Here is a 23,444-nt window from a genome sequence, read left to right as displayed (position 1 = left end):
GGCATTGCATACGCCCGAGGATAGCGGGCACCGCCTCCTCCCCAGGACTCCTCGACGGCGATGTGTCCGCCGGGGCCGGCCGTCGACCGGGGCGTCGGCGGCCGCGGTTACCCTGGATCCGATGAGCATTCCGCAGGGCGACCCGTACGCCGACCTCGTGTGGGACCCCGACGAGCTCGCACCGCCCCCCGAGTTCGATGAGCCGCCGTACGTCGAGCCGTCGCGAGGATTCACGTCGGCGCCTCCAGCCGGGTCGGCCGCCGCGCCCGGCGCCGTGCCCGCGCCGGCGTTCGCCGGAGCCCCGCGGCGCGACTTCGTCGGCGCCGACCCCCGCGCGGTGCTGCACGAGGTCTACGGCTACGACGCCTTCCGCGGCGAGCAGGGCGCGATCGTCGAGCACGTCGTCGAGGGCGGCGATGCGGTCGTGCTCATGCCGACCGGCGCCGGCAAGAGCGTCTGCTACCAGGTGCCCGCCCTCGTGCGCCCGGGAACCGGCCTCGTCGTCAGCCCGCTCATCGCCCTCATGCACGACCAGGTCGATGCGCTGGTGGTCAACGGCGTGCGGGCCGCCTACCTCAACTCGACGCAGTCGCCGCCCGAGCGCGCGGCCGTCGAGCAGGCGTACCTCGCCGGCGACCTCGACCTGCTGTACGTCGCCCCCGAGCGGTTGAACACCGAGGCCACGCTGCGGTTCCTGGCCCGCGGCCGGCTCAGCGTCATCGCGATCGATGAGGCGCACTGCGTGTCGCAGTGGGGTCACGACTTCCGGCCCGACTACCTCGCGCTGGGCGACCTGGCCGAGCGGTTCCCGGGCGTCCCGCGGCTCGCGCTCACCGCGACCGCCACGCCGGCCACGCATCGCGAGCTGACCGAGCGGCTGCGGCTGCCGAACGCGCGCCACTTCGTCGCGAGCTTCGATCGCCCCAACATCCAGTACCGCATCGAGGCCAAGACCGACCCGCGCCGGCAGCTGGCGGCGTTCATCCGCTCGCAGCCCGACGGCTCCGCGGGCATCGTCTACGCGCTCAGCCGCAAGTCCGTCGAGCAGACGGCCGAGTTCCTGCGCACGCAGGGGTTCGATGCACTGCCGTACCACGCCGGGCTCGAGGCATCCGTCCGCGCCGCCAATCAGTCGCGGTTCCTGCGCGACGACGGCGTCGTGATGGTCGCGACCATCGCGTTCGGCATGGGCATCGACAAGCCCGACGTGCGCTTCGTCGCGCACATCGACCTTCCGAAGTCGGTCGAGGGCTACTACCAGGAGACCGGTCGCGCGGGCCGTGACGGCGATCCCTCGGTGGTGTGGATGGCGTACGGGCTCGGAGACGTCGTGCAGCAGCGGCGCATGATCGACCAGAGCCCCGGCGACCGCGCGTACAAGACGCGCCTGGGGCAGCATCTCGACGCCATGCTGGCGCTGTGCGAGACGATCGGATGCCGCCGCCAGAACCTCCTCGCGTACTTCGGCCAGGACTCCGCGCCGTGCGGCAACTGCGACACGTGCATCGAGGCGCCCGAGACATGGGACGGTCTCGTGCCCGCGCAGAAGCTGCTGTCGACGATCGTCCGCCTGCAGCGCGAGCGCGGCCAGGCGTTCGGCGCGGGGCATCTGATCGACATCCTGCGCGGCTCCTCGACCGAGCGGGTCCGGCAGCAGGGTCACGACGCCCTCTCCACCTACGGCCTCGGCGCCGACCTCAGCGAGCAGGACTGGCGCAGCGTGATCCGGCAGCTGCTGGCCCGAGGCATCCTCGTCCCCCGCGGCGAGTACGGCACGCTGGCTCTCGGCGAGCCCGCCGCGGGCGTGCTGCGCGGCGAGTCCGCGGTGCCGCTGCGCCGCGACGTGCTCGGCCGGTCGACGACCCCGCGCGTGCGCAAGGTCGCGGCATCCGACACCCTCGCCGACGGCGATCGCGCTCTGTTCGAAGTGCTGCGCGAGTGGCGCGCCGGCGTCGCGAAGGAGCTCGGCGTGCCCGCCTACATCGTGTTCGGCGACGCGACCCTGCGCGCGCTCGCCGAGGTGCGCCCCGCGAGCCTCGCCGACCTCGACGGCGTCACCGGCATCGGAGCGAAGAAGCGCGAGGCGTACGGCGAGGCGGTGCTCGAGGTCATCGCGGCGGCCTGAGGCGCGTCCGGCCCGTTCGCGGCCCACGGCTCGCGTTCATCACCTTGGCGCCGCCGCGCGCATAGGCTGACCTCGGCGGACGAGGGCGTCCGACGAGGGGGAGCATGAACCCGAGCAACATCGACATCGCCCAGGCCGCGCGGATGCTGCCGATCCAGCAGGTCGCGGAACGTCTCGGCATCCCGGAGGACAGCCTCGAGCAGTACGGGCGCTACAAGGCGAAGGTCGCGCTGCGCTGGCTCGCGGGGCTGGCGGACCGCCCCGACGGCAAGCTCATCCTGATGACCGCCATGTCGCCCACTCCGGCGGGCGAGGGCAAGACCACGACCACGGTCGGGCTCGGTGATGCGCTCAGCAGGATCGGCCTGCGTTCGATGATCTGCCTGCGCGAGCCTGCGCTCGGGCCGGTCTTCGGCATGAAAGGCGGCGCCGCAGGCGGCGGCTATGCGCAGGTCGTGCCGATGGAGGACATCAACCTCCACTTCACCGGCGACTTCGCCGCGATCGCCTTCGCGACGAACCTGCTCGCCGCCCTCATCGACAACCACGTCCACCGCGGCAATGCGCTCGGCATCGACGTGCGCCGGATCAGCTGGCGCCGGGTGCTCGACGTGAACGATCGCGCCCTGCGCGACATCGTCGTCGGCCTCGGTCCCGACAACGGGTACCCCCGCGAGTCCGGCTTCGACATCGTGGTGGCGAGCGAGGTCATGGCCGTGTTCTGCCTCGCGAACGACCTCGCGGATCTGCGGGAGCGACTGGGCGAGATCGTCGTCGCCTACACGCGCGACCATCGCCCGGTGCGGGCGCGCGACCTCGACGCGCACGGCGCGATGACCGCGATCCTGCGCGATGCGCTGGCCCCGAATCTGGTCCAGACCCTCGAGCACACCCCCGCGTTCGTGCACGGCGGCCCCTTCGCGAACATCGCACACGGCTGCAACTCGCTCGTCGCGACGAGGGCTGCGCTGAAGCTGGCCGACTACGTCGTGACCGAAGCGGGCTTCGGCTCCGACCTCGGGGCGGAGAAGTTCGTCGACATCCTCTGTCGCTCCTCCGGTCTGCGGCCGTCCGCGGCGGTGATCGTCGCCACCGTGCGGGCCGCCAAGTACCACGGCGGCGTGGAGGTCGCCGATCTCCCCGTCGAGAACGTCGCCGCGATCGAGAAGGGCGCGGCCAACCTGATCCGGCACCTCGGTATCGTGCGCGACACACTGGGACTGCCCGCCGTCGTCGCGATCAACCACCGTGCGGAGGACACCGACGCCGAGGTCGCCGCGCTGGTCGAGGTCGTCGAGCGGGAAGGCGCACGCGCGGTCGTCGCCCGGCACTTCGCCGAGGGCAGCGCCGGCACCGAGGAGCTCGCGCGCGAGGTCGTGCGGCTGTGCGAGGAGCCCTCCAGCATGCGCTTCGTCTACCCCGACGACGCGTCCCTGTGGACGAAGATGCAGACGATCGCCACCCGGATCTACGGAGCATCCGAGATCACGGCCAGCACCACGGTCCGCGCTCAGATCCGCCGCCTCCAGGACGAGGGGTACGGTGCCTATCCGATCTGCGTCGCGAAGACGCAGTACTCCTCCTCGACCGACTCCAAGCTGCGCGGCGCCCCCACCGGACACGTCGTCGAAATCCGCGAAGTGCGGCTCGCCGCGGGTGCCGGGTTCGTCGTGATGATCTGCGGCGCGGTCATGACGATGCCCGGCCTTCCGGTCGTGCCCGCCGCGGCGTCGATCGACGTCGACGAGGACGGAAGGATCGTCGGCCTCTTCTGAGGATGACGTCCCCTCGCCGCTACCGGCCGTCGGCCGACCGGGGACCCAGTATCCGAGACAGGTAGAAGGCGCGTTCGCCGGTCTCGGGCTGGATCAGCTCGAAGTCGTGCCGGCCATAGAAGCGGAGCGCGTCGACGTCTCCCTCGTCGACGTTCACCTCGAGCAGCTCGACGCCTCGCCCGGCGCATTCCTCCGCGACGAGGCGGATCATCTCGCCACCGATCCCCCGCCCTCGCAGACCAGCCGCGACGTAGAGCTCGTCGAGGAGCGCGACCGGTCCGCCGAACCAGACGTTCGTGCGGAGCGAGACCAGTGCGATTCCGTCCGGACCGTCGCCGCCGAGGACGGCGAAGGTCGTCGTCTCCGCCAGCAGGGTGCGGAGTCGCCGTGCGAGAACCGTCGGCCCGGGACTCTCGGTGTCGAACTCGGTGTTGAAGTCGTGCAGCAGCCGGGCGACGGCGTCGGCGTCGGCGACGCTCGCGAGTCGGACTTCGGTCATTCCGCCACCGTACGACGGGCGGACCGCGACCGCCACGGTGCCCGTCAGCCGAGAGAGAACGACCGCACCCGCTCCACCCGCAGCACGTGCGGCAGCGCAGCGGTGTCGCGTGTGCCGTCGGCGCGCGGGAACTCGTAGACCTCGAGCATGAGCTGCACCGGATAGTCGATCGACTGCACGACCGTCTTGACCCACATCCCGTCGACGAAGAACCGCACGCGCTCCGGCGTCCACTCCACGGCGTAGTCGTGCATCGCTGTGAGGTCGCCGTCGATCCGCACCTTCTCGAAGTCCTCGCGCAGGCGGGGATCGTTCTGCGGCTTGACGCCGACGCCCACCCAGCCGCCGTGATCGTCGAGCTCGCCGCCGAAGATCTCAGCGATGCACAGCTCGCCGCAGTCGTCGGGCAGGTCCTCGAACCCGATGGGCCAGAACGCGACCATCACGTCGGGGTGGCGGATCGCGGCGAGACGCACCTCGATCACGCCGCGGTGCACGAGCCACCCCCGGTGCTCCGGCTGCTCCTCCGACACGATCAGCCCCGTCCGGAACCGGTGCTGCCCCACGCCGCTGCCGAGCGGTCCGGAGAACTGGCCGGTCTGCAGGTGCGAGACCCGCAGGTCGCCGTCCAGTTCGGGCGCCCACGGGGCGGTGTCCTCGTCGATCCTCAACTCGAGCCCGCCCGGACCGATCGACCAGCGCGCGGCCGCGGCATCCCGCGATGACCAGTGCGGTGTGTAGAACGGCCACCAGCGGGACTCGTCCAGCGATGGACCGTCGAACCGCTCGTCGACCTCGGCCACGCGCCCGGCGAGGTCGAGCGGAGACACGTCGAGCGCCCACGCGTTGAACGTCAGCTCCCCGCCGCGCCAGGGGAGGGTGCCCGATCCGCGGTGCTCGAATCCGGCCCCGCGGCACAGCGCGTTCGAGCCGGGGTTGTCGACACCCGGGTAGGCGACGAGCAGCGCGCGCCGCCCGTCGGCGGCGACCCGGCGCGTGAGCTGCCGGAGCGCCTCGCGGGCGACCCCGCGTCCTTGCCACGCGGGCTCGACCTCCCATCCCGTCTCGAACGCGGGTTCGCCCTCATGGTCGACCTGCCAGTAGCCGATGCTCCCGGCGGGTTTCCCGTCGACGTCGATCCGCATCATGCAGGCTTCGCCGCTGTCGTTGAGTCGCAGGTAGCGGGCGTGCCGCTCGCGCACCTGCTCGTCGGTCTCGGGGCCGCCGAGGTGCGCCGTCATCTCGGGTGTGTTCGCGCGCTGGAGAACGGCGAGGTCGTCCTCGCCCCACGGCCGCAGCTCGATGGTCATCCCGCCCATTCTCGGCGCCCCCTCCGACCCCTGCACGCCGGCCAGTCCGCCGAGTTGCCGATTCGGGCGACCTGCCGCCACGCCGACCCGCCCGAACTGGCAACTGAGCGCAGCGCTAGCCCGTCTCCGGCCGGATCACCCACACCGCGACCTCCACCGGGTCGCCGCCGTCCGTCGCGGGAAAGGCCGCAGTCCCTTCGAACTCGAAGCCGACTCGGCGGCAGAGGGCGTGGGATGCCTCGTTCCCGACGTTCGCGTATCCGACGATCGGCCGTCCTCCGCCCGAAGCCACGGCCCGGCGCACGACGTCGGCGAGTGCGGCCGACGCCAGGCCGCGTCCCTGCCATGCGGACTCGATCACGCACCCCACCTCGAAGGCCGGCTCGCCGTCGTGGTCCTGCTCCCACCATCCGGCGTACCCGACGGTGACGCCGTCGGCCATGACCCGGAACATCCACGCCGCGCCTTCCTCGGCGAGGTATTCCGTGTGCCGCTGCGCGAGCTCGGCGTCCGGCTCCGGGCCGCCGAGGAAGCGCGTGAGCTCGGCCGTGTTCGTCCTGCGCAGCACCTCGATGTCGTCGGCGCCCCAGGGTACGAGCGTGACCTGCATGCGGCATCCTTCCGTTCGCGCCCATCCTGCCGCCCTGTGGGCTGCGCACAATCCGACCGCGAGGCGTCGCGCCACAGCGTTGTCGAACTCATCCAATCCGTTTGGCCCCATGTTGTGGAAGTTCTACCGTCGGTACTGACTTTCCGTCCCCGACACCGAGAGGTGACGTATATGGCCGACGCCGCCGTCCGCTCCCGCAAGCCCGCCACCAGCAAGCGCACGCCTGCCGGTGGGGCCCCGACCGCACCGCACAGCGCTGCCGAGGCATCCGAGCCCCGCATCGACATCGCCGCGGTCACCGACCTTCTCCTCGGCACGTGGGCCGAGACCCGCCGCGAGGCGCGCGAGATGATCAAGGATCCGGCGTTCTGGCGCATCGACGGCCAGCCCATGGCCGAGCACCGCGAACGCACCCTGACGCAGCTGCACCTCCTCGTCGAGCACGGCGGCTCGCGCCGCGCGTTCCCCGAGGAGTACGGCGGCCACAACGACAACGGGGCCAATCTCGCCGGGTTCCAGGAGCTCGTGCTCGCCGACCCGAGCCTTCAGATCAAGTCCGGCGTGCAGTGGGGTCTCTTCGGGTCGGCGATCTACCAGCTCGGCACCCAGGAGCACCACGACAAGTGGCTCGCCGGCGTGATCGACATGAGCCTGCCGGGCGCCTTCGCGATGACCGAGACGGGACACGGGTCGGACGTCGCGGCCATCGGCACCACGGCGACGTACGACGCGGAGGCCGAGGAGTTCGTCATCCACACGCCGTTCCGCGGCGCGTGGAAGGACTACCTCGGCAACGCCGCGCTGCACGGCAAGGCGGCGACCGTCTTCGCGCAGCTCATCACGGGCGGCGTGAATTACGGCGTGCACTGCTTCTTCGTGCCGCTTCGCGACGAGGAGGGGAACTTCCTCCCCGGCATCGGCGGCGAGGACGACGGCGTCAAGGGCGGGCTCAACGGCATCGACAACGGCCGACTGCACTTCGACCAGGTGCGCGTTCCCCGCACGAACCTGCTCAACCGCTACGGCGACGTCGCCCCCGACGGAAGCTACAGCTCCGACATCCCGAGCCCCGGCCGCCGCTTCTTCACGATGCTGGGTGCCCTGGTGCAGGGCCGCGTGTCGCTCGACGGCGCCGCGACCACGGGCACGGCTCTCGCGCTGCACATCGCGCTGACCTATGCGAACCAGCGCCGCCAGTTCGACTCGGGTGCCGGCACCTCCGAGGTGGTGCTGCTGGACTACGGCAAGCACCAGCGCCGCCTGCTGCCGCTGCTCGCGCAGAACTACGCGCAGTTCTTCGCTCACGACGAGCTGCTGCGCACCTTCGACGGCGTCTTCTCGGGTCGCGCCGACACCCCCACCGAGCGCGAGAACCTCGAGACCCTCGCGGCCGCGCTGAAGCCGCTCTCCACCTGGAACGCCCTCGACACGATCCAGGAGGCCCGCGAGGCCTGCGGCGGTGCGGGGTTCCTCGCCGAGAACCGCATGGTCGGGCTCCATCAGGACCTGGACGTCTATGTCACCTTCGAGGGCGACAACAACGTCCTGCTGCAGCTCGTGGGCAAGCGGCTCCTCGCCGACTTCGCGAAGCAGTTCAAGGGAGCGGATGCCGCGACCCTCGCGCGCTACGCGGTGGGCCAGACCGCCGGCAAGCTGTTCCACGGCGCCGGCCTGCGCCAGCTCGGGCAGTCGGTCGCCGATCTCGGCTCGACCGCGCGCTCGGTCGAGCTGGGCCTGCGCGAGGACCAGCAGCACGACCTGCTCGCCGGCCGCGTGCAGCAGGTGGTGGCCGACATCGCGACCGCCCTGCGCCCGGCGTCGAAGCTCTCGCCGGCGGAGGCCGCTGCGACGTTCAACAGCCACCAGGCCGAGCTGATCGAGGCGGCGCGGGCGCACGGCGAGCTCCTGCAGTGGGAGGCGTTCACCGACGGGGTCCACAGGATCGAGGATGCCGGCACCCGCCAGGTGCTCACCTGGCTGCGCGACCTCTTCGGGCTGCACCTGATCGAGAAGCACCTCGCGTGGTACCTGATCAACGGCCGCCTGTCGGCACAGCGTGCCGCATCGGTCTCGCGCTACATCGACCGTCTCGCCGCGCGTCTGCGCCCGCACGCACAGGACCTCGTCGACGCCTACGGCTTCGCGCCGGAGCACGTCCGCGCGCCGATCGCCTCCGGTGCCGAGCTGGAGCGGCAGAACGAGGCGCGCGAGTACTACGCCGCCCTCGCCGCCTCGGGCGAGGCGCCGGTGTCGGAGAAGTCGCTCAAGAAGAAGTGACGTCGGCGCGGGTGCCTAGGCTGAGCGGGTGAGCACCGACACCCGCACCGGTCCGGATGGCATCGATCGCTGCGCGTGGGTCGGCGACGACCCCGAGTACCGCCGGTATCACGACGAGGAGTGGGGCGTCCCGCTGCACGGCGATCGGGCGCTCTTCGAGAAGATGAGCCTCGAGGGGTTCCAGGCCGGTCTGTCGTGGATCACCATCCTGCGCAAGCGCCCCCGGTTCCGAGAGGTGTTCGCGGGGTTCGATCCTGTCGCCGTCGCGGAGTTCGGCGGCGACGACGTGGAGCGGCTCATGGCCGACGCCGGCATCATCCGCAACCGGGCGAAGATCCTCGCCACGATCTCGAACGCGCGCCTCGTCACCGAGATGGAGGAGGGTGAGCTCGACGGCTTCATGTGGTCGTTCGCGCCGCCGGCAGGGAAGCGGCCCGAGACGTTCGCCGAGGTCCCCGCGACGACTCCGGAATCGGATGCCCTCAGCAAGGCCCTCCGCAAGCGCGGCTTCCGCTTCGTCGGCTCGACGACGATGTACGCGCTCATGCAGTCGTCCGGCATGGTCGACGACCACGTCGTCGGCTGCTGGCGCGTCGCCTGATGCCGCCGGGTCGAAGCAGCCCCCACGGTGGGGGATTGTCCCCATCGTCGCGGCGGTCCCCAGACCATAGGCTCGTCCCGGCCGCACCGAGACGGAGGAGCCGATGACAGACGTCGATCTCGACCTGACGGCGCTGCGACTCGCACGCAGCCGCGTCTCCGCGGCGCTCGAGACGTTCCGCAGCGCCGACCGCGTCGGCGACGACCTCGCCGACCTCACCGGCGAGCACCGGCTGGCCGGGAAGGTCCGTGACTTCGCAGGCAACTGGGACCACAACCGCGGCAAGCTCGAAGAGCAGTTGACGACCCTGCGCGACTGGCTCGACGCGATCGACGAGACGATGACCGAGCTCGACCAGTCCATGGGCGACTCCGTCGACGAGGGAACGACGCCATGAGCTCGGGGCTCGCGGGGGAGTTCGAAGACGTGTTCGCCGGTCGGCCCGCTGAGCTCGAGACCCGCGCTCGCCGCCTTCAGACCACCGCTGAGGCCATCTCGCGCGCGGCCGATGCCCTCCGCGACCTCGTCGACGATCAGCGCAGCCGCGCGACCGATGCGGTCGAGGAATCGGCGGCCGGGGCATCCGCCGGCCTTCGTCGTGCGCGACGCCGCTACGGCGGAACGGCCACGGCGCTCACGACGTACGCGGTCGAGCTCGGTCCGATCCAGACGACGGCGCGCGCGGCGGTGGATGACGCCGACTTCCACCAGGAGCGGTCCTACCGGCTGCAGGGCGACGTCGACGATCTGCGCAACGACATCACCCTCGCTGAGGCGAAGGGCGAGTCGACCGACGCGCTCTACGAGCAGCTGTGGTCGACGAGCGACGGCGCGGCCTACTCGGCCGGCCAGGTGGAGGCGGCGCGTCGCACGCTCAACCAGGCGAGGCAGGACATCTGGGATGCCGCGGGCCGCGCGATCGACGCGATCGAGACCGCGATCGAGCACGGCGCGGACTCGATCGGCGACAACTGGGACCAGTTCTGGAGCGGTGTCGGCGACTTCTTCGAGATGGTCGGCGAATGGGCGTCGCAAGTGCTCTCGGTGGTGGTCGATGCGCTCATGGAGGTGCTCAGCGCGCTCGTGTCGGCGCTGGTCGTCGCTCTGCTGCTGGTGGTCGGGCTCCTCGTCGTCGGGCTGGCGTTCCTCGCCTTCGGCCTCGTCGGTGTGATCCTCCTCGGCGTGCTGCTCGGCGCCGCCCTGCTGACCCTGGCCATCGGCGAGATGCTGGGCAAGCCGCAGCAGGTCTCCGGCAGCCATCGCAGCACCGCGCCCACGGGCGACGCGGAGCAGGACCCCGCGGCCGACGCGCTCGAGGCCAGGGACTACGAAGGGCTGATGACCGACCTCGCCGAGCAGGACTCGCAGGGCGGCGAAGACTTGACCCAGATCCGCGTGGTCGCCATCCGCGATGCCGACGGCAATGTCATCTCGTGGCGCATCCAGCTGCCGAGCACCCAGAACTGGGATCCGCTCAACACCGGCGGCGCGCTCAACGACGCGCGCACCGACGCCATGCTCTCGATGTTCCCCGGAGTGCCGACCCAGTACGAGCAGGCGGTGTGGGACGCGATGACCGAGGCGGGCGTCTTCGAGAGCGAAGCGCCGATCATGTTCACCGGCTGGTCGCTCGGCGGCATGATGGCCGGCGAGCTCGCCACGAATCCGCGGGTCGCCGACCGCGTGGAGTCGGTGTTCACCGCGGGCTCGGCCATCGACAAGCACTACAGCGACATGCCGCCCGACGTGCGGGTCACCCAGATCAACAACGGCATCGACCCGGTGCACACGCTCGAGTTCCTCGGCCTCGATCCGGTCGACTATGTGCGGTTCGACAACGACTGGCAGACCTACCGGCCGCTCACGTGGCCGATGCACGACTCCGGAATGTATGGTGCAGAGGCGGAGCGGTACCTGCCCGAACCGCGCCCTGGCGACGAGGTGTTCTTCGCCGAGGAAGGCGCAGGAAGCTACGAAGACGTGTACGTCGCCGAATACACGAGAGGTTCCTGAGTGCCGATGAAGCGATTCCGCGCCGTGCTCGCCATCGCCGTCGCGATCGGGGCCCTCGCGCTCGCGGGCTGCGCGTCCGACCCTGACGTCGGCGGGCTCGAGTCCCGTCTGTCGGAGGTCGACGGCGTCAACGGCGCCCTGGCGTACACGACGCATTCGGGGGGCCCGTGGAACATCCAGGTCGTGGTGCTGCTGTTCGTGGACGACCCCTCCGCTGAGGCCGTCGTCGCAACCGCGCAGGCCGCGGCGCCCGTGCTGGCCGATGACCCGGCGTCGTCCGGCCGCGAGGTGAACGTCTACTTCATCGACGGCGACCGTGACGACTACGACGGTCGCTCTGCGGCCTTCGCCGATGCGATCCCGGTCACTCCCGAGATCGCCGCAGCGCTGGGCGTGACGCAGCCGGGGAGCGAGTCGCTCCGTCTCTCGGCCGACGACGTCCGCCGCATCGCCGACGGGTCGTGACGACGACCGACGGGGCGACGCGCGCCGCGCCGCGGCTCACGTTCCAGCTGCCCGGCCGATGGCTCGCCGTCGACCCGCGCGATCGGGCCGCGGCATCCGTCCGCATCGAAGAGGTCGTGCGCGAAGTGGTCGGAGCGGCCGACGACGCCGCGATCGCGCGCCGGCGACTGCGCGACCAGCTGCGGACCGTCGTCGAGAGAGCAGCGGATGCCTCGGCCCACGCGCTCTTCCTGTGCATCGAGATCGTGCCCGACCTCGCCACCCCTGCGTCGCTCACGGTGCACGCCCCGGAAGGGATGCGCATGAGCCCGGCCGTCGGCACGTCGGCGGACGCCGTGCTCTCGGTCCTGCAGGAGAGCTTCCGCGTGCTCGAGGTCGAGGGGGCCGACACCGCGAGGCGCCTCGACGGCCCCCGGGCGAGCATGCTCCGCATCGACCGCGTCCACTCGGAGCGCGTGGAGGAGGACGGCGTCGAGGCCGTGGCATCCCGCCTGGAAGCGGAGTACTGGTTCGCCGTGCCAGGGTCGAAGCAGGTCGTGCTGGCGAGCTTCACGACCCCGCTCGGCGAGATCCGCTCGGCGATGCTGAACCTGTTCGACTCGATCGCGCTCGCCGCGTCGTTCGGCCCGGAATGATCCGGGTCGCCGAAGCGTTCGCTGAGGCGGAGGACCCACATGGATTACGGCCACGCGCTCGAGTTCGGCGCGTTCATCACGCCCGCTGCGGCGAACCCGGATGTACCCGTCCTGCTGTCGCAGGCGGCTGAGGCCTCGGGCCTCGACCTCGTCACCTTCCAGGACCACCCCTACCAGCCCGCGTTCCTCGACACGTGGACGCTCATGTCGTTCGTGGCGGCCCGGACCGACAGCATCCGCATCGCTCCCAACGTGCTCAACGTGCCGCTGCGCCCGCCCGCCGTCGTGGCGCGCGCGGCGGCCAGCCTCGACCTTCTCTCGGGCGGCCGGTTCGACCTCGCCCTCGGCTCCGGCGGATTCTGGGACGCGATCGAGGCGATGGGCGGAGGTCGCCTCACGCCCGGCCAGGCGGTGACCGCGCTGGAGGAGGCGATCGACGTCATCCGCGAGCTGTGGGACACGAGTGAGCGTCGCGGCGCCTTCACCGACGGTCAGTACCACCGCGTGCACGGCGCGAAGCGCGGGCCGAGCCCAGCCCACCGCATCCCGATCTGGATAGGCGCGTACAAGCCCCGCATGCTTGCTCTCACCGGACGCAAGGGAGACGGCTGGCTCCCGTCGCTCGGCTACATGAAGCCGGGTGACCTCGCACGCGGGAACGCCGCCATCGACACCGCGGCCCAGTCGGCGGGCCGCGACCCGCGCGAGATCCGGCGGCTGCTCAATGTCGGGCAGCTCGCCGCCGACCCGCGCGAGTTCGCCGAGCGTCTCACGCAGCTGGCGCTCGAGGACGGCATCGGCACGTTCATCCTCGCGGGCGACGACCCGCGGCTGCTGCAGAGCTTCGGCCAGGAGGTCGCCCCGGCGGTCCGCGAGCTCGTCGCGCGCGAGCGCGGCGCACGCGGCACCGTGGAGGGGCCGGTCCGTCCTGCCGCGGCGCTCGCCGCCCGTCGCGAGGGCATCGCGTACGACGACGTCCCCGCGGGGCTCACGGCGATCGAGCCCGGCGACTTCGGCTACGGCGACGTGCGCTCGACCTACATGCGCGGCGGCGCTCCCGGCATCGTCCTGCAGCCGGACTCGCCGGCGCAGGTGGCCGAGGCGGTCGCGTTCGCGCGTCGCCACCCCGGGCTCCCGCTCGCCGTGCGAAGCGGTGGGCACGGCATCAGCGGACGCAGCACGAACGACGGCGGCATCGTCATCGACCTGCGCCGTCTCGACGCCATCGAGGTCCTCGATGAGGACCGCCGTCTCGTCCGCATCGGGCCGGGAGCCCGCTGGATGCAGGTCGCCGCCGCGCTCGGCGAGCACGGCTGGGCGCTGACGTCCGGCGACTACGGCGGTGTCGGCGTCGGCGGTCTCGCGACGGCGGGCGGCATCGGGTTCCTGGCTCGCGAGCACGGCCTCACCATCGACCACCTGCGCGCCGTGGAGGTCGTCCTGGCCGACGGCTCGATCGTGCGTGCCGACGCCGACACCCACTCCGAGCTGTTCTGGGCCGCGCGCGGCGCGGGCGGCAACATCGGGATCGTGATGGCGTTCGAGTTCGAGGTCGACGAGGTCGGCGATGTCGGGTGGGCGCAGCTGGCGTTCGAGGTCGACGACCTCGCGGGGTTCCTCGAGGGGTACGGCCGGATCGTCGAGGGGTCGCCCCGTGATCTGACGGTGTTCCTGCTGGCCGGAGGGCCGCGTCCGGGGCAGCCGCAGGTCGTCCAGCTCTACGGAGTGGTCGATTCCGACGACCCCGACACGATCATCGCGCGGCTCCAGCCGTTCGCCGAGCTGGCGCCGCTCGTGCAGCAGTCGGTGCAGGTCGCCTCGTACGCGCAGATCATGGCCAACGCCGACCTCGGCCCGCAGCACGGCGCCGGCGAGCCGCACTCGCGCTCGGGTCTGATCGAGCACGTCACGCCCGCTTTCGCCGAGACGGCGGCACGGATGCTGGCATCCGGCGCGATCCCGTTCTTCCAGCTCCGCGCCGTCGGCGGTGCGGTGGCCGACGTCGCCGAGGACGCGACGGCGTACGCGCACCGGTCGGCGAACTTCTCCGTCGTCGCCCTCGGCTCCGACGCGCAGAGGCTCGACGCGCAGTGGCAGACGCTCGCGGGCCACACTGCCGGCATGTACCTGAGCTTCGACTCGTCGGAGCGGCCCGAGCGCATCGCCGAGGCGTTCCCCCCGGCAACGCTCGAGCGGCTGCGCGCCGTGAAGGCGGCGTACGACCCGACGTGCGTGTTCCGCGACAACTTCGCGATCGAGCCGGCGGTCGACGCCGCCTGACGGGGACGCGTTTCGTCTCGGTCGCTGCGCTCCCTCGCTCAACGACCCGGCTCTCGGTCGTTGGGCGAACCGAGCCCTCACCCCGGGTCGTTGAGCGAGCGGAGCGAGACGAAACGCGTCCTTCACCCGGGTCGTTGAGCGAGCGGAGCGAGACGAAACGCGTCAGGTCGAGCAGGATCGAGGAAGCAGGATGTCCGCGATCATGGCCACAATGTAGGGTCGCCATCGATCGGAAGGACCCCATGTCATCCGTCCCCCACATCGCCGACTCCCACGCGGTCATCCGCGTCATCGGCGCACGCGAGAACAACCTCAAGAACATCGACGTCGAGATCCCCAAGCGGCGTCTGACCGTCTTCACCGGCGTCAGCGGCTCGGGCAAGTCGTCGCTGGTGTTCGGCACCATCGCCAACGAGTCCCAGCGGCTCATCAACGAGACCTACCCCACCTTCGTCCAGCAGTTCATGGCGCAGCTCAGCCGCCCCGAGGTCGACGGGCTCGAGAACGTCAGCCCGGCGATCATCGTCGACCAGGAGCGGATGGGCGCCAACGCGCGCTCCACCGTGGGCACCGCGACCGACGCGCACGCCATGCTGCGCCTGCTCTTCAGCCGCCTCGGGCAGCCGCACGTCGGTTCGCCGCAGGCCTTCTCGTTCAACGTCCCCTCGGTCTCGGGCGCCGGAGCGGTCACGATCGCCGTCGGCAAGGACAAGGGCAAGAAGGAGCGCCGGTCGTTCGAGATCACCGGCGGCATGTGCCCGCGCTGCGAGGGCCTCGGTCAGGTGAGCGACGTCGACCTCGCCGAGCTCTATGACAAGACCAAGTCGCTGGCCGAGGGCGCACTCACGATCCCGGGCTACAACGTCGACGGCTGGATGGTGAAGGGGTACACCGAGTCGGGCTTCGTCGACCCCGGCAAGGCGATCCAGGACTACACCGAGCAGGAGCTCGCCGACTTCCTCTACAAGGAGCCGACGAAGGTCAAGATCAACGGCATCAACATGACCTACGAGGGTCTCGTGCCCAAGCTCACGAAGTCGATGCTCCAGAAGGACCGCGACTCGCTCCAACCCCACATCCGGGCGTTCGTCGACCGCGCGGTCAAGTTCATGGCCTGCCCCGAGTGCGGCGGCACGCGGCTCAATGAGGGCGCGCGGTCGTCGAAGGTCGAGGGGATCAGCATCGCGGATGCCGCGGCCATGCAGATCACCGATCTCGCGGGGTGGCTGGAATCGATCGACGCTCCGGAGGTGGCGCCGCTGATGGCGAGCCTCCGCAACCTCATCGGGTCGTTCATCGACATCGGGCTCGGGTACCTGTCGCTGGACCGCTCCTCGGGCACGCTGTCCGGCGGCGAGGCGCAGCGCACCAAGATGATCCGCCACCTCGGGTCGGCGCTCACCGACATCAGCTATGTCTTCGACGAGCCGACCGCCGGGCTGCACCCCCACGACATCCAGCGGATGAACGCGCTGCTGCTCCTGCTGCGCGACAAGGGCAACACCGTGCTCGTGGTCGAGCACAAGCCGGAGGTGATCGAGATCGCCGACCACATCGTCGACCTCGGGCCCGGGGCGGGGCGCAACGGCGGCGAGATCCAGTACGAGGGGGATGTCGCGGGCCTGCGCACCTCGGGCACGATCACCGGCCGCCACCTCGACGACCGCGCGCGGCTGAAGGAGTCGACGCGTCCGGCGAAGGGCGCCCTCGAGATCCGCGGAGCGACTCAGCACAATCTGAAGAACGTCGACATCGACATCCCGCTCGGCATCCTCACCGTCGTGACGGGCGTCGCCGGCTCGGGGAAGTCCTCGCTCATCCACGGCAACGTGCCGGCCTTCGACGATGTCGTCGTGGTCGACCAGTCTCCGATCAAGGGCAACCGGCGCTCGAGCCCGGCGACCTACACCGGCATCCTCGACACCGTGCGCACGGCGTTCGCGAAGGCGAACGGCGTGAAGCCGGCTCTGTTCAGCGCCAATTCCGAGGGCGCGTGCCCCGCGTGCCGCGGCCTCGGCGTCATCATCACCAACCTCGGCTTCACGCAGACCGTCGAGACCCTGTGCGAGCTCTGCGAGGGGTCCGGCTTCAGCGACGTGGTCCTGGAGTACACGCTCGACGGCAAGAACATCGCCGAGGTGCTCGCGATGACGGCATCCGAGGCCGCCGCCTTCTTCACGAAGGGCCCGGCCCACACGATCCTCACCCGGATGATCGACGTGGGCCTCGGCTATCTCACGCTCGGACAGGCGCTCAACACGCTTTCCGGCGGTGAGCGGCAGCGACTGAAGCTCGCGATCTCGATGGCGAAGAAGGGCGCGATCTACGTGCTCGACGAGCCGACGACGGGCCTGCATCTGGCCGACGTCCAGAACATGCTCGGGATGCTGGACCGCCTGGTCGAGGCGGGCAACAGCGTCATCGTCATCGAGCACCACCAGGCCGTCATGGCGCACGCCGACTGGATCATCGACCTCGGACCGGGCGCCGGCCACGACGGCGGCGAGGTCGTCTTCGAGGGCACGCCCGCCGAACTCGTGGCGTCGGGCGAGAGTCTCACGGCGCAGCATCTCCGGGAGTACGTCGCCGGCTGAACGGTCGGGCGCGGGTGGGTGAAACTCCCCATGGGCGCAACGGCACGCGTCGGAATACGATCTCCGAGGCGACACCACCCTCAGGGTGCCCGGATCCCCCGGGTTAGGCTGGGACTTCCTGTCTCTGCGCTCGCCCCGCATGCACCGACCGCCTTGAGGAGGCCGAGGGTTCGATGAAGTCGTTCGCGTGGCTCCGATCACGCCCACGCGCCGTCGCCTCGGCGGGCATCCTCACGGCAGCGGCCGTCGCCATCACGACGATGGCGTTCGTGTACGAGGGCAACCCCACGACCGAGGTCGACCTGCACGACGGCGGCGTCTGGGTCACCAAGCGCTCGTCGCTCCTGGTGGGCCACTTCAACCACGAGTCGCAGGTGCTCGACGGCGGGTTGCGCACGACCAGCACCGACTACGACATCCTTCAGTCGGGCCAGAACATCCTCGTCGTGGACGAGACCGATTCGAGCGTGACCGCCGTCGACCCGGCGATGGTCGCGCTCCACGAGTCCGCCGACGTGCCCGGCGGTGCGAAGGTCGTCCTCGGCGGCACCGCCGTGGGGATCCTCGACCCCGCATCCGGCGATCTCTGGGTCGTGCCGTCCGCCTCCGTCGGCTCATTCGAGGTCGAGGGCGCGGAGCCGATCGCGAACGTGGGCAAGGAAGCGGATGTCGCGGCCGGCGTCGACGGCACCGTCTACGCCGTCTCAGCCGAGGACGCCGAACTCGTCACGGTGCGCACGGATGCGGAGGGAGCGCCGGAGGGCGACCCGTCGCGGTCGCGCGTCGAAGGGCTCGAGTCCGGATCGACCGTGTCGGTCTCGGCGGTGGGCGACCACCCCGTGATCCTCGACGCCGACAGCGGGACGCTCTTCGCCGCCGGCCGGGCCACCGGCGTCGACGGGGGCCGCACGGCGGTGCTGCAACAGCCTTCTGCTCAGAACGACGCCGTGGTGCTCGCGACCGCGGACGCACTCGTCCGAGTCCCGCTCGACGGGTCCGAGCCCGTCGTGCAGACCGCCGGAGCGGAGGGCGGCCCGGCCGCGCCGGTCTTCCTCGAGGGATGCGCGTACGCGGCATGGAACGGATCGGCGAAGTTCATCCGCGACTGCGTCGGCGACCACGACGATCTCACCGTCGACATCGAGGGCGTGAAGGCGTCGTCAGTGCTGCGGTTCCGCGTGAACCGAGACGTGGTCGTGCTCAACGACGTCATCGGCGGCGCGGCCTGGATGGCCAGCGACAGCATGCAGCGCGTCGACAACTGGAACGAGATCACCCCGCCCGAGGGCGAGGCCGAAGAGGACGAGAAGACCACCGAGGAGACGGTCGAGACGACGCTGCCCGAGCGTTCCGAGGTCAACACCCCGCCCGTCGCGACCGACGACGACTTCGGTGTGCGCCCCGGCAGGACGACCCTGCTGCCGGTCCTCGACAACGACAGCGACCCGGACGGCGACGTGCTGATCGCCGCCGTGGCAGACGACGGCCCCGCCTTCGGGGAGGTCACCACCGTCAACGACGGTGCCGCGCTGCAGGTCGCCGTCCCGGAGAACGCGTCGGGCACCACGTCGTTCGTGTACGAGATCGACGACGGACGCGGAGGAACGGACACGGCACGCGTCACGCTCAGCGTGCACGACTGGAGCGTGAACTCGCCTCCGGTGCAGAAGCGCGTGACGAACGTGGTCGTCGAGGCCGGCGGCGTCGTGTCCTACAACGTGCTCCCCGACTGGATCGACCCCGACGGCGACGACGTGTTCCTGCTCGGGGTGGCCCCCCTCGAGGGCGACGAGGCGGACTTCACCGCCGACGGCCGGATCACCTATCGCGCGGTGGGCGGCACCCAGGGCCGCAAGGACGTCCCCATCACCGTCTCGGACGGCACGGAGGAAGCTGCCGGAATCGTGCGCTTCGACGTGCGTCCCGTCGGCTCGACCGACCCGGTCACCAACGCCGACCGCGTCGTCGTGCAGGCGGGGCAGGTGGCGACGATCGCCCCGCTCGCCAACGACACGAGCTCAGGACGCGAGCCGCTGCGCCTGGTGCGCGTCGACGAGGTCACCGGCGCCCGGATCGTCCCGGACTTCGCCAACAAGACCTTCACCTTCCTGTCCGACGTGCCGGGCGACTACTACGTCCAGTACCTCGTCGCCGCCGGGTCCAAGAACGCCGAAGGGCTCGTGCGCGTCCAGGTGCTGGCCGACACCGACACGACATCGCCTCCGATCGCGGTGCGCGACGTCGCGCTGCTGCCGAGCGGCGGCGAGGTGCTCGTCAACGTGCTCACGAACGACACCGACCCGGCAGGCGGCATCCTCGTCGTGCAGTCGGTCACGGTCGAGCCCAACTCCGGCCTCTCCGTCGCCGTGATCAACCACGAGACCATCCGCATCGCCGACCAGGCTGCCCTGGGCTCTCAGGTGCGGATCACCTATCGCGTCTCCAACGGCTCGAAGTCGGCCGAGGGCGAGGTCATCGTCATCCCGATTCCTGCGCCGTCCAAGCTGCAGCCGCCGGTGGCCAACGACGACCAGATCGTCGTGCGCGCGGGCGATGTCGTCAACATCCCGGTGCTCGACAACGACTACCACCCGAACGGCGACGCCATCCACGTCGCGCCCGACCTGGTGGCGCCGCTCGTCGACCCGGAGAACGGCGAGATCTTCGTGTCGCAGGACGTGCTCCGCTTCCGCGCGTCCGACGAGCCGGGCACCGTGTACGCGACGTACGAGGTCATCGACAGCACGGGTCAGAAGGACGCCGGGTACGTCACGATCCAGGTTCTGCCGGTCAACGAGGAGACCAACGCCGCGCCGCGGCCACGCGACATCGTCGCGCGCGCCCTCGAGGGCAGCCAGGTTCGCATCGCGATCCCGCTCGACGGCATCGACGCCGACGGCGATTCGGTGCGACTCGAGGGGATCGCGTCACCGCCCGAGAAGGGCCGCGTCGTCGAGATCGGCGCGGATCACCTCGTCTACGAGGCGTTCGACGATGCCGGGGGCGTGGATGCCTTCACGTACCGGGTGCGCGATCGCCTCGGCGCCGAGGCCACCGGATCGATCCGGGTCGGCATCGCCCCCGCCGAGACCTCGAACCAGGCGCCCTTCGCCGCAAAGGACGCGGTCGTCATGCGACCGGGTCGCATCGTCGCTGTGCCGGTCACGGCCAACGACTCCGACCCCGACGGCGACGAGTTCTCCCTGCTCCGCGACGGCCTGATCCTGCCGGAGGTCGAGGGCCTGAAGGCCAAGGTCACCGGCGACCGCGTCATCGTCACCGCACCCGAGGAAGAGCTCGAGACCTCGCTGCAGTACACGATCCGCGACGAGCGCGGCGCGACGTCGAAGGCGGTGCTGCAGATCACGGTCGACGAGGATGTGCCCCTGCTGCGTCCCATCGCCCGTGACGACTATGTCCAGGCCGTCGACGTCGACGGCGGAAGTGTCGACCTGGAGGTCCTCGCGAACGACGAGGACCCGGACGGCACGGTCGACGAGCTCGACGTGACCGTCGGCGACGACGGGGCACGCGCGCTCAGCGACGGCCGGGTGCGGGTCACCCTCGACGACACCGACCGGCTGATCCGCTACACCGTCACCGACCGCGACGGGTTCGAGGCATCCGCTTTCATCCACGTGCCCGCGCTCACCTCGCTGCCGCCCACCCTCATCTCGACAAAGGCGGTCGAGGTCGACAGCGGCGAGACCATCGAACTGCCGCTGAGCGAGTACGTCCAGACCGCCGGCGGCGGCGACGTCGTGATCACCGAGGCGGCGAAGGTCAGCGCGGTCAACGCCGACGGCTCGAGCCTCGTGAAGGACCAGACCACGCTCGTCTACACCTCGAAGAAGGGCTACTTCGGCCAGGATGCGCTCACGTTCGAGGTGACGACGGGCAGCGGGCCTGACGATCCCGACGGCCGCAAGGCGACGCTCACGCTGCCGATCACGGTGCTCCCGCCCGACAACCAGCAGCCCGAGTTCGTCGACGGCTCGGTGGATGTCGCACCCGGAGAGGATCCGACGACGCTCGATCTGCGAGCGCTCACGACCGACCCCGACGTCGAGGACCTCGACGGCATGCGCTACCAGATCGTGGGGGGCACTCCCGACGGCATCTCGGCCTCTGTGTCCGGCCAGGAGCTGCGCGTGGCGGCCGGAGCCGAAACTCCGAAGGGGACGCTGGAGCGACTGACCATCCGCGTGGACGACGGCGAGACCGACCCCGTCGAGGGCACCGTCACGGTGCGGGTCACCGCCTCGACGCGAGAGCTCGCGACCGCCAACGACGACATCGTCGACGAGGCGCACCAGGGCGACACCGTCAGCGTCCCGGTGCTCGGAAACGACGTCAATCCGTTCCCGGAGACACCGCTCGAGGTCGTCGACGCGATGACCGAGTCCGGACGCGGTACCGCTGTCGTCGCGGGCGACCGCGTGACCGTCACGCCGGACGAGACCTTCTTCGGCACCATGGTGGTGCGCTATCGCGTGCAGGACGCGACCGGCGACCCCGATCGCGAGGTCGAGGCGCGCATCCGCCTCACGGTGCAGGGCAAGCCCGACGCTCCGGGGACCCCGGTGGTCTCGAGCGTGCAGGACCGCACGGTCGTCCTGTCGTGGACACCGCCCGCGAACAACGGCGCCGAGATCACGTCGTACGAGGTGTCCTCGACGGCCGGCAACTACTCCAAGACGTGCGCGTCCACGACCTGCACCCTCGACGCGCTGACGAACAACGTCGAGTACAACTTCACCGTCGTCGCCATCAACCGTGTCGGTCCGTCCGACCCGTCGGCGCCGTCCGAGACGGCCCGCCCCGACGCCCGGCCCGACACTCCGCAGCCGCCGACGCTCGTGTTCGGCGACCGGAGCCTCCAGGTGGCGTGGGTCACGCCTACGACGCCGGGATCGCCGGTGGAGTCCTTCACCCTGGAGATCTCGCCCGCACCGCCGTCGGGCATCGTGCAGAAGACCGGCCTGACCGGCACCTCCACGGTGTGGGAAGGGCTCGAGAACGGCGTGAACTACCAGGTGCGGGTTCGAGCCCACAACCGTGCGCCCGAGCCGTCGAGCTGGAGCGCGTGGTCGGCGCCCGAGATCCCGGCGCGTGCTCCGGACGCGGCCCGCGCCCCGTCGGTCGAGCGGCTCGACCCGGTGGGCACCCAGGCGCAGATGCGCGTCTCCTGGGGCGCCCCGGCGAACAACGGCGACGCGATCGCCGAGTACCGGCTCAACGTGCTCCGCGGCGGAGCGGTCGTGAACACGATCACGGGCATCCCGGGCGGGCAGACGTCCCAGGCCCTCGCGATCGACGCGTCGACGAGCGACTACACCTTCACGGTCGCAGCGCGCAACAAGGCGGGTTGGGGTGCCGACAGCGCGCCGTCCGCACCGCGACGTGCGTTCACCCCGCCGGGTGCGCCGACGAACGTCCAGGCTTCGACGCCGAGCGGGAACAGCGCCATCGTCGTGACGTACAACCCGGCGCCCGGCAACGGGGCGAACGCCGGCGAGATGGCGTACGAGTACTCGCTCAACGGCGGCGGATGGCAGGCGAACTGGGACGGCCGCACGATCGGCGGTCTCAACAACGGCCAGCAGTACACGGTGCGAGTCCGGGCGTACACGGCGCTGGACGGCGTCCGCTACGACGGCGCCGAGTCCGCCCCGTCGAACGCGGCGACGCCGTACGGACCGGTGCGCAACCCGAGCGTGAGCGCCACACGCAGCGGCCGAGACATCACGTTCACCTGGAACGCCCCGAACGCGAACGGTCGCACGATCACCCAGATGCAGATCAGCATCGACGGCGGCGGCTGGCAGAACGTCGCCAACAACGGGTCGCGCACCAACACCTACGCCTACAGCACGCGCCATACGATCGATGCGCGCGCCCAGGACGCCGCCGGCCAGTGGTCGGCCGTGGTCTCGGATGCCGCGACCACCGTGGATCCGCCGCAGCCGCGCGCGTGGGTCACGAAGGGCGGGTCCGCGCAGGGCCAGGACAACTGCAGCACTTCGCAGTGCGCCTACTTCGTCATCAATACGCAGGACTTCCCCGCGGGCAACTACGCGGTGTACTGCAACGCGACGGGGCCGTACGGCGGAACCCCCTTCGCCGGCGGCTCGAGCAGGAGCATCCCTGCCAACGGCTCGGTGCAGATCGGCTGCTACTTCGGCGACAACGGCGAGCAGGTCTGGGTCACGATCGGCGGCAAGGCCTACGAGCGCAACACGTGGTAGCCGGGTGCGGAA

14 protein-coding genes are annotated in these 23,444 nt (G+C 70.7%); 11 read left to right on the top strand and 3 right to left on the bottom strand.

Features of this window, described 5'->3' with window-relative positions:
• Positions 1–121 precede the first annotated feature (121 nt).
• Positions 122–2,125, top strand: a complete 2,004-nt coding sequence (gene recQ / locus JX005_RS13035; RefSeq protein ID WP_214467975.1) for a DNA helicase RecQ — start codon at positions 122–124, stop codon at positions 2,123–2,125.
• Between the two features lie 104 nt (positions 2,126–2,229).
• Positions 2,230–3,900, top strand: a complete 1,671-nt coding sequence (locus tag JX005_RS13030; RefSeq protein ID WP_214467974.1) for a formate--tetrahydrofolate ligase — start codon at positions 2,230–2,232, stop codon at positions 3,898–3,900.
• A gap of 19 nt (positions 3,901–3,919) precedes the next feature.
• On the opposite strand, the gene JX005_RS13025 is transcribed toward JX005_RS13030, so the two are convergent.
• The 3 genes from JX005_RS13025 to JX005_RS13015 all read right to left on the bottom strand — a co-directional run bounded on the left by JX005_RS13025 (position 3,920) and on the right by JX005_RS13015 (position 6,319).
• Entirely contained in the window at positions 3,920–4,399 is a 480-nt protein-coding gene (locus JX005_RS13025; protein WP_214467973.1) for a GNAT family N-acetyltransferase, read from the bottom strand.
• 44 nt (positions 4,400–4,443) lie between these two features.
• Positions 4,444–5,709: a GNAT family N-acetyltransferase gene (locus JX005_RS13020; protein WP_214467972.1), complete on the bottom strand. Its 1,266-nt coding sequence runs from the start codon at positions 5,707–5,709 to the stop codon at positions 4,444–4,446.
• A gap of 115 nt (positions 5,710–5,824) precedes the next feature.
• Complete coding sequence (locus JX005_RS13015; protein WP_214467971.1) at positions 5,825–6,319, bottom strand: GNAT family N-acetyltransferase; 495 nt, start codon at positions 6,317–6,319, stop codon at positions 5,825–5,827.
• 171 nt (positions 6,320–6,490) lie between these two features.
• Between JX005_RS13015 and JX005_RS13010 the strand changes: the two genes are divergently transcribed.
• The 9 genes from JX005_RS13010 (at position 6,491) to JX005_RS12970 (ending at position 23,432) form a co-directional block, all read left to right on the top strand.
• Complete coding sequence (locus JX005_RS13010; RefSeq protein ID WP_214467970.1) at positions 6,491–8,596, top strand: acyl-CoA dehydrogenase family protein; 2,106 nt, start codon at positions 6,491–6,493, stop codon at positions 8,594–8,596.
• Between the two features lie 28 nt (positions 8,597–8,624).
• On the top strand, positions 8,625–9,197 hold the full coding sequence (locus JX005_RS13005; protein ID WP_214467969.1) for a DNA-3-methyladenine glycosylase I: 573 nt from the start codon (positions 8,625–8,627) through the stop codon (positions 9,195–9,197).
• A 103-nt stretch (positions 9,198–9,300) separates the two neighbouring features.
• Complete coding sequence (locus JX005_RS13000) at positions 9,301–9,594, top strand: hypothetical protein (RefSeq protein WP_214467968.1); 294 nt, start codon at positions 9,301–9,303, stop codon at positions 9,592–9,594.
• Entirely contained in the window at positions 9,591–11,210 is a 1,620-nt protein-coding gene (locus JX005_RS12995) for a hypothetical protein (RefSeq protein ID WP_214467967.1), read from the top strand. The genes JX005_RS13000 and JX005_RS12995 overlap by 4 nt, the downstream gene beginning before the upstream one ends.
• Positions 11,211–11,675: a hypothetical protein gene (locus tag JX005_RS12990; RefSeq protein WP_372447342.1), complete on the top strand. Its 465-nt coding sequence runs from the start codon at positions 11,211–11,213 to the stop codon at positions 11,673–11,675.
• Positions 11,672–12,310 (top strand): hypothetical protein, encoded by a 639-nt coding sequence (locus JX005_RS12985; RefSeq protein WP_214467966.1) that lies wholly within the window; start codon positions 11,672–11,674, stop codon positions 12,308–12,310. Before JX005_RS12990 ends, JX005_RS12985 begins: the two co-directional genes overlap by 4 nt.
• A gap of 39 nt (positions 12,311–12,349) precedes the next feature.
• The gene (locus JX005_RS12980; protein ID WP_214467965.1) at positions 12,350–14,590 is read left to right on the top strand and encodes an LLM class flavin-dependent oxidoreductase; all 2,241 of its coding nucleotides are present in this window, start codon (positions 12,350–12,352) and stop codon (positions 14,588–14,590) included.
• A 242-nt stretch (positions 14,591–14,832) separates the two neighbouring features.
• Positions 14,833–17,184 (top strand): ATP-binding cassette domain-containing protein, encoded by a 2,352-nt coding sequence (locus JX005_RS12975; RefSeq protein ID WP_214467964.1) that lies wholly within the window; start codon positions 14,833–14,835, stop codon positions 17,182–17,184.
• 173 nt (positions 17,185–17,357) lie between these two features.
• Positions 17,358–23,432 carry an Ig-like domain-containing protein gene (locus JX005_RS12970; RefSeq protein WP_214467963.1) on the top strand — a complete coding sequence of 2,025 codons (6,075 nt, stop codon included), beginning with the start codon at positions 17,358–17,360 and terminating at the stop codon, positions 23,430–23,432.
• Positions 23,433–23,444 lie beyond the last annotated feature (12 nt).

Origin of the sequence: Microbacterium flavescens (assembly GCF_018588945.1) — a bacterium.
GTDB lineage: Bacteria > Actinomycetota > Actinomycetes > Actinomycetales > Microbacteriaceae > Microbacterium > Microbacterium flavescens.
Note: the sequence above shows the minus strand (reverse complement) of the source record. Positions and strands in the feature narration are given on the sequence as shown.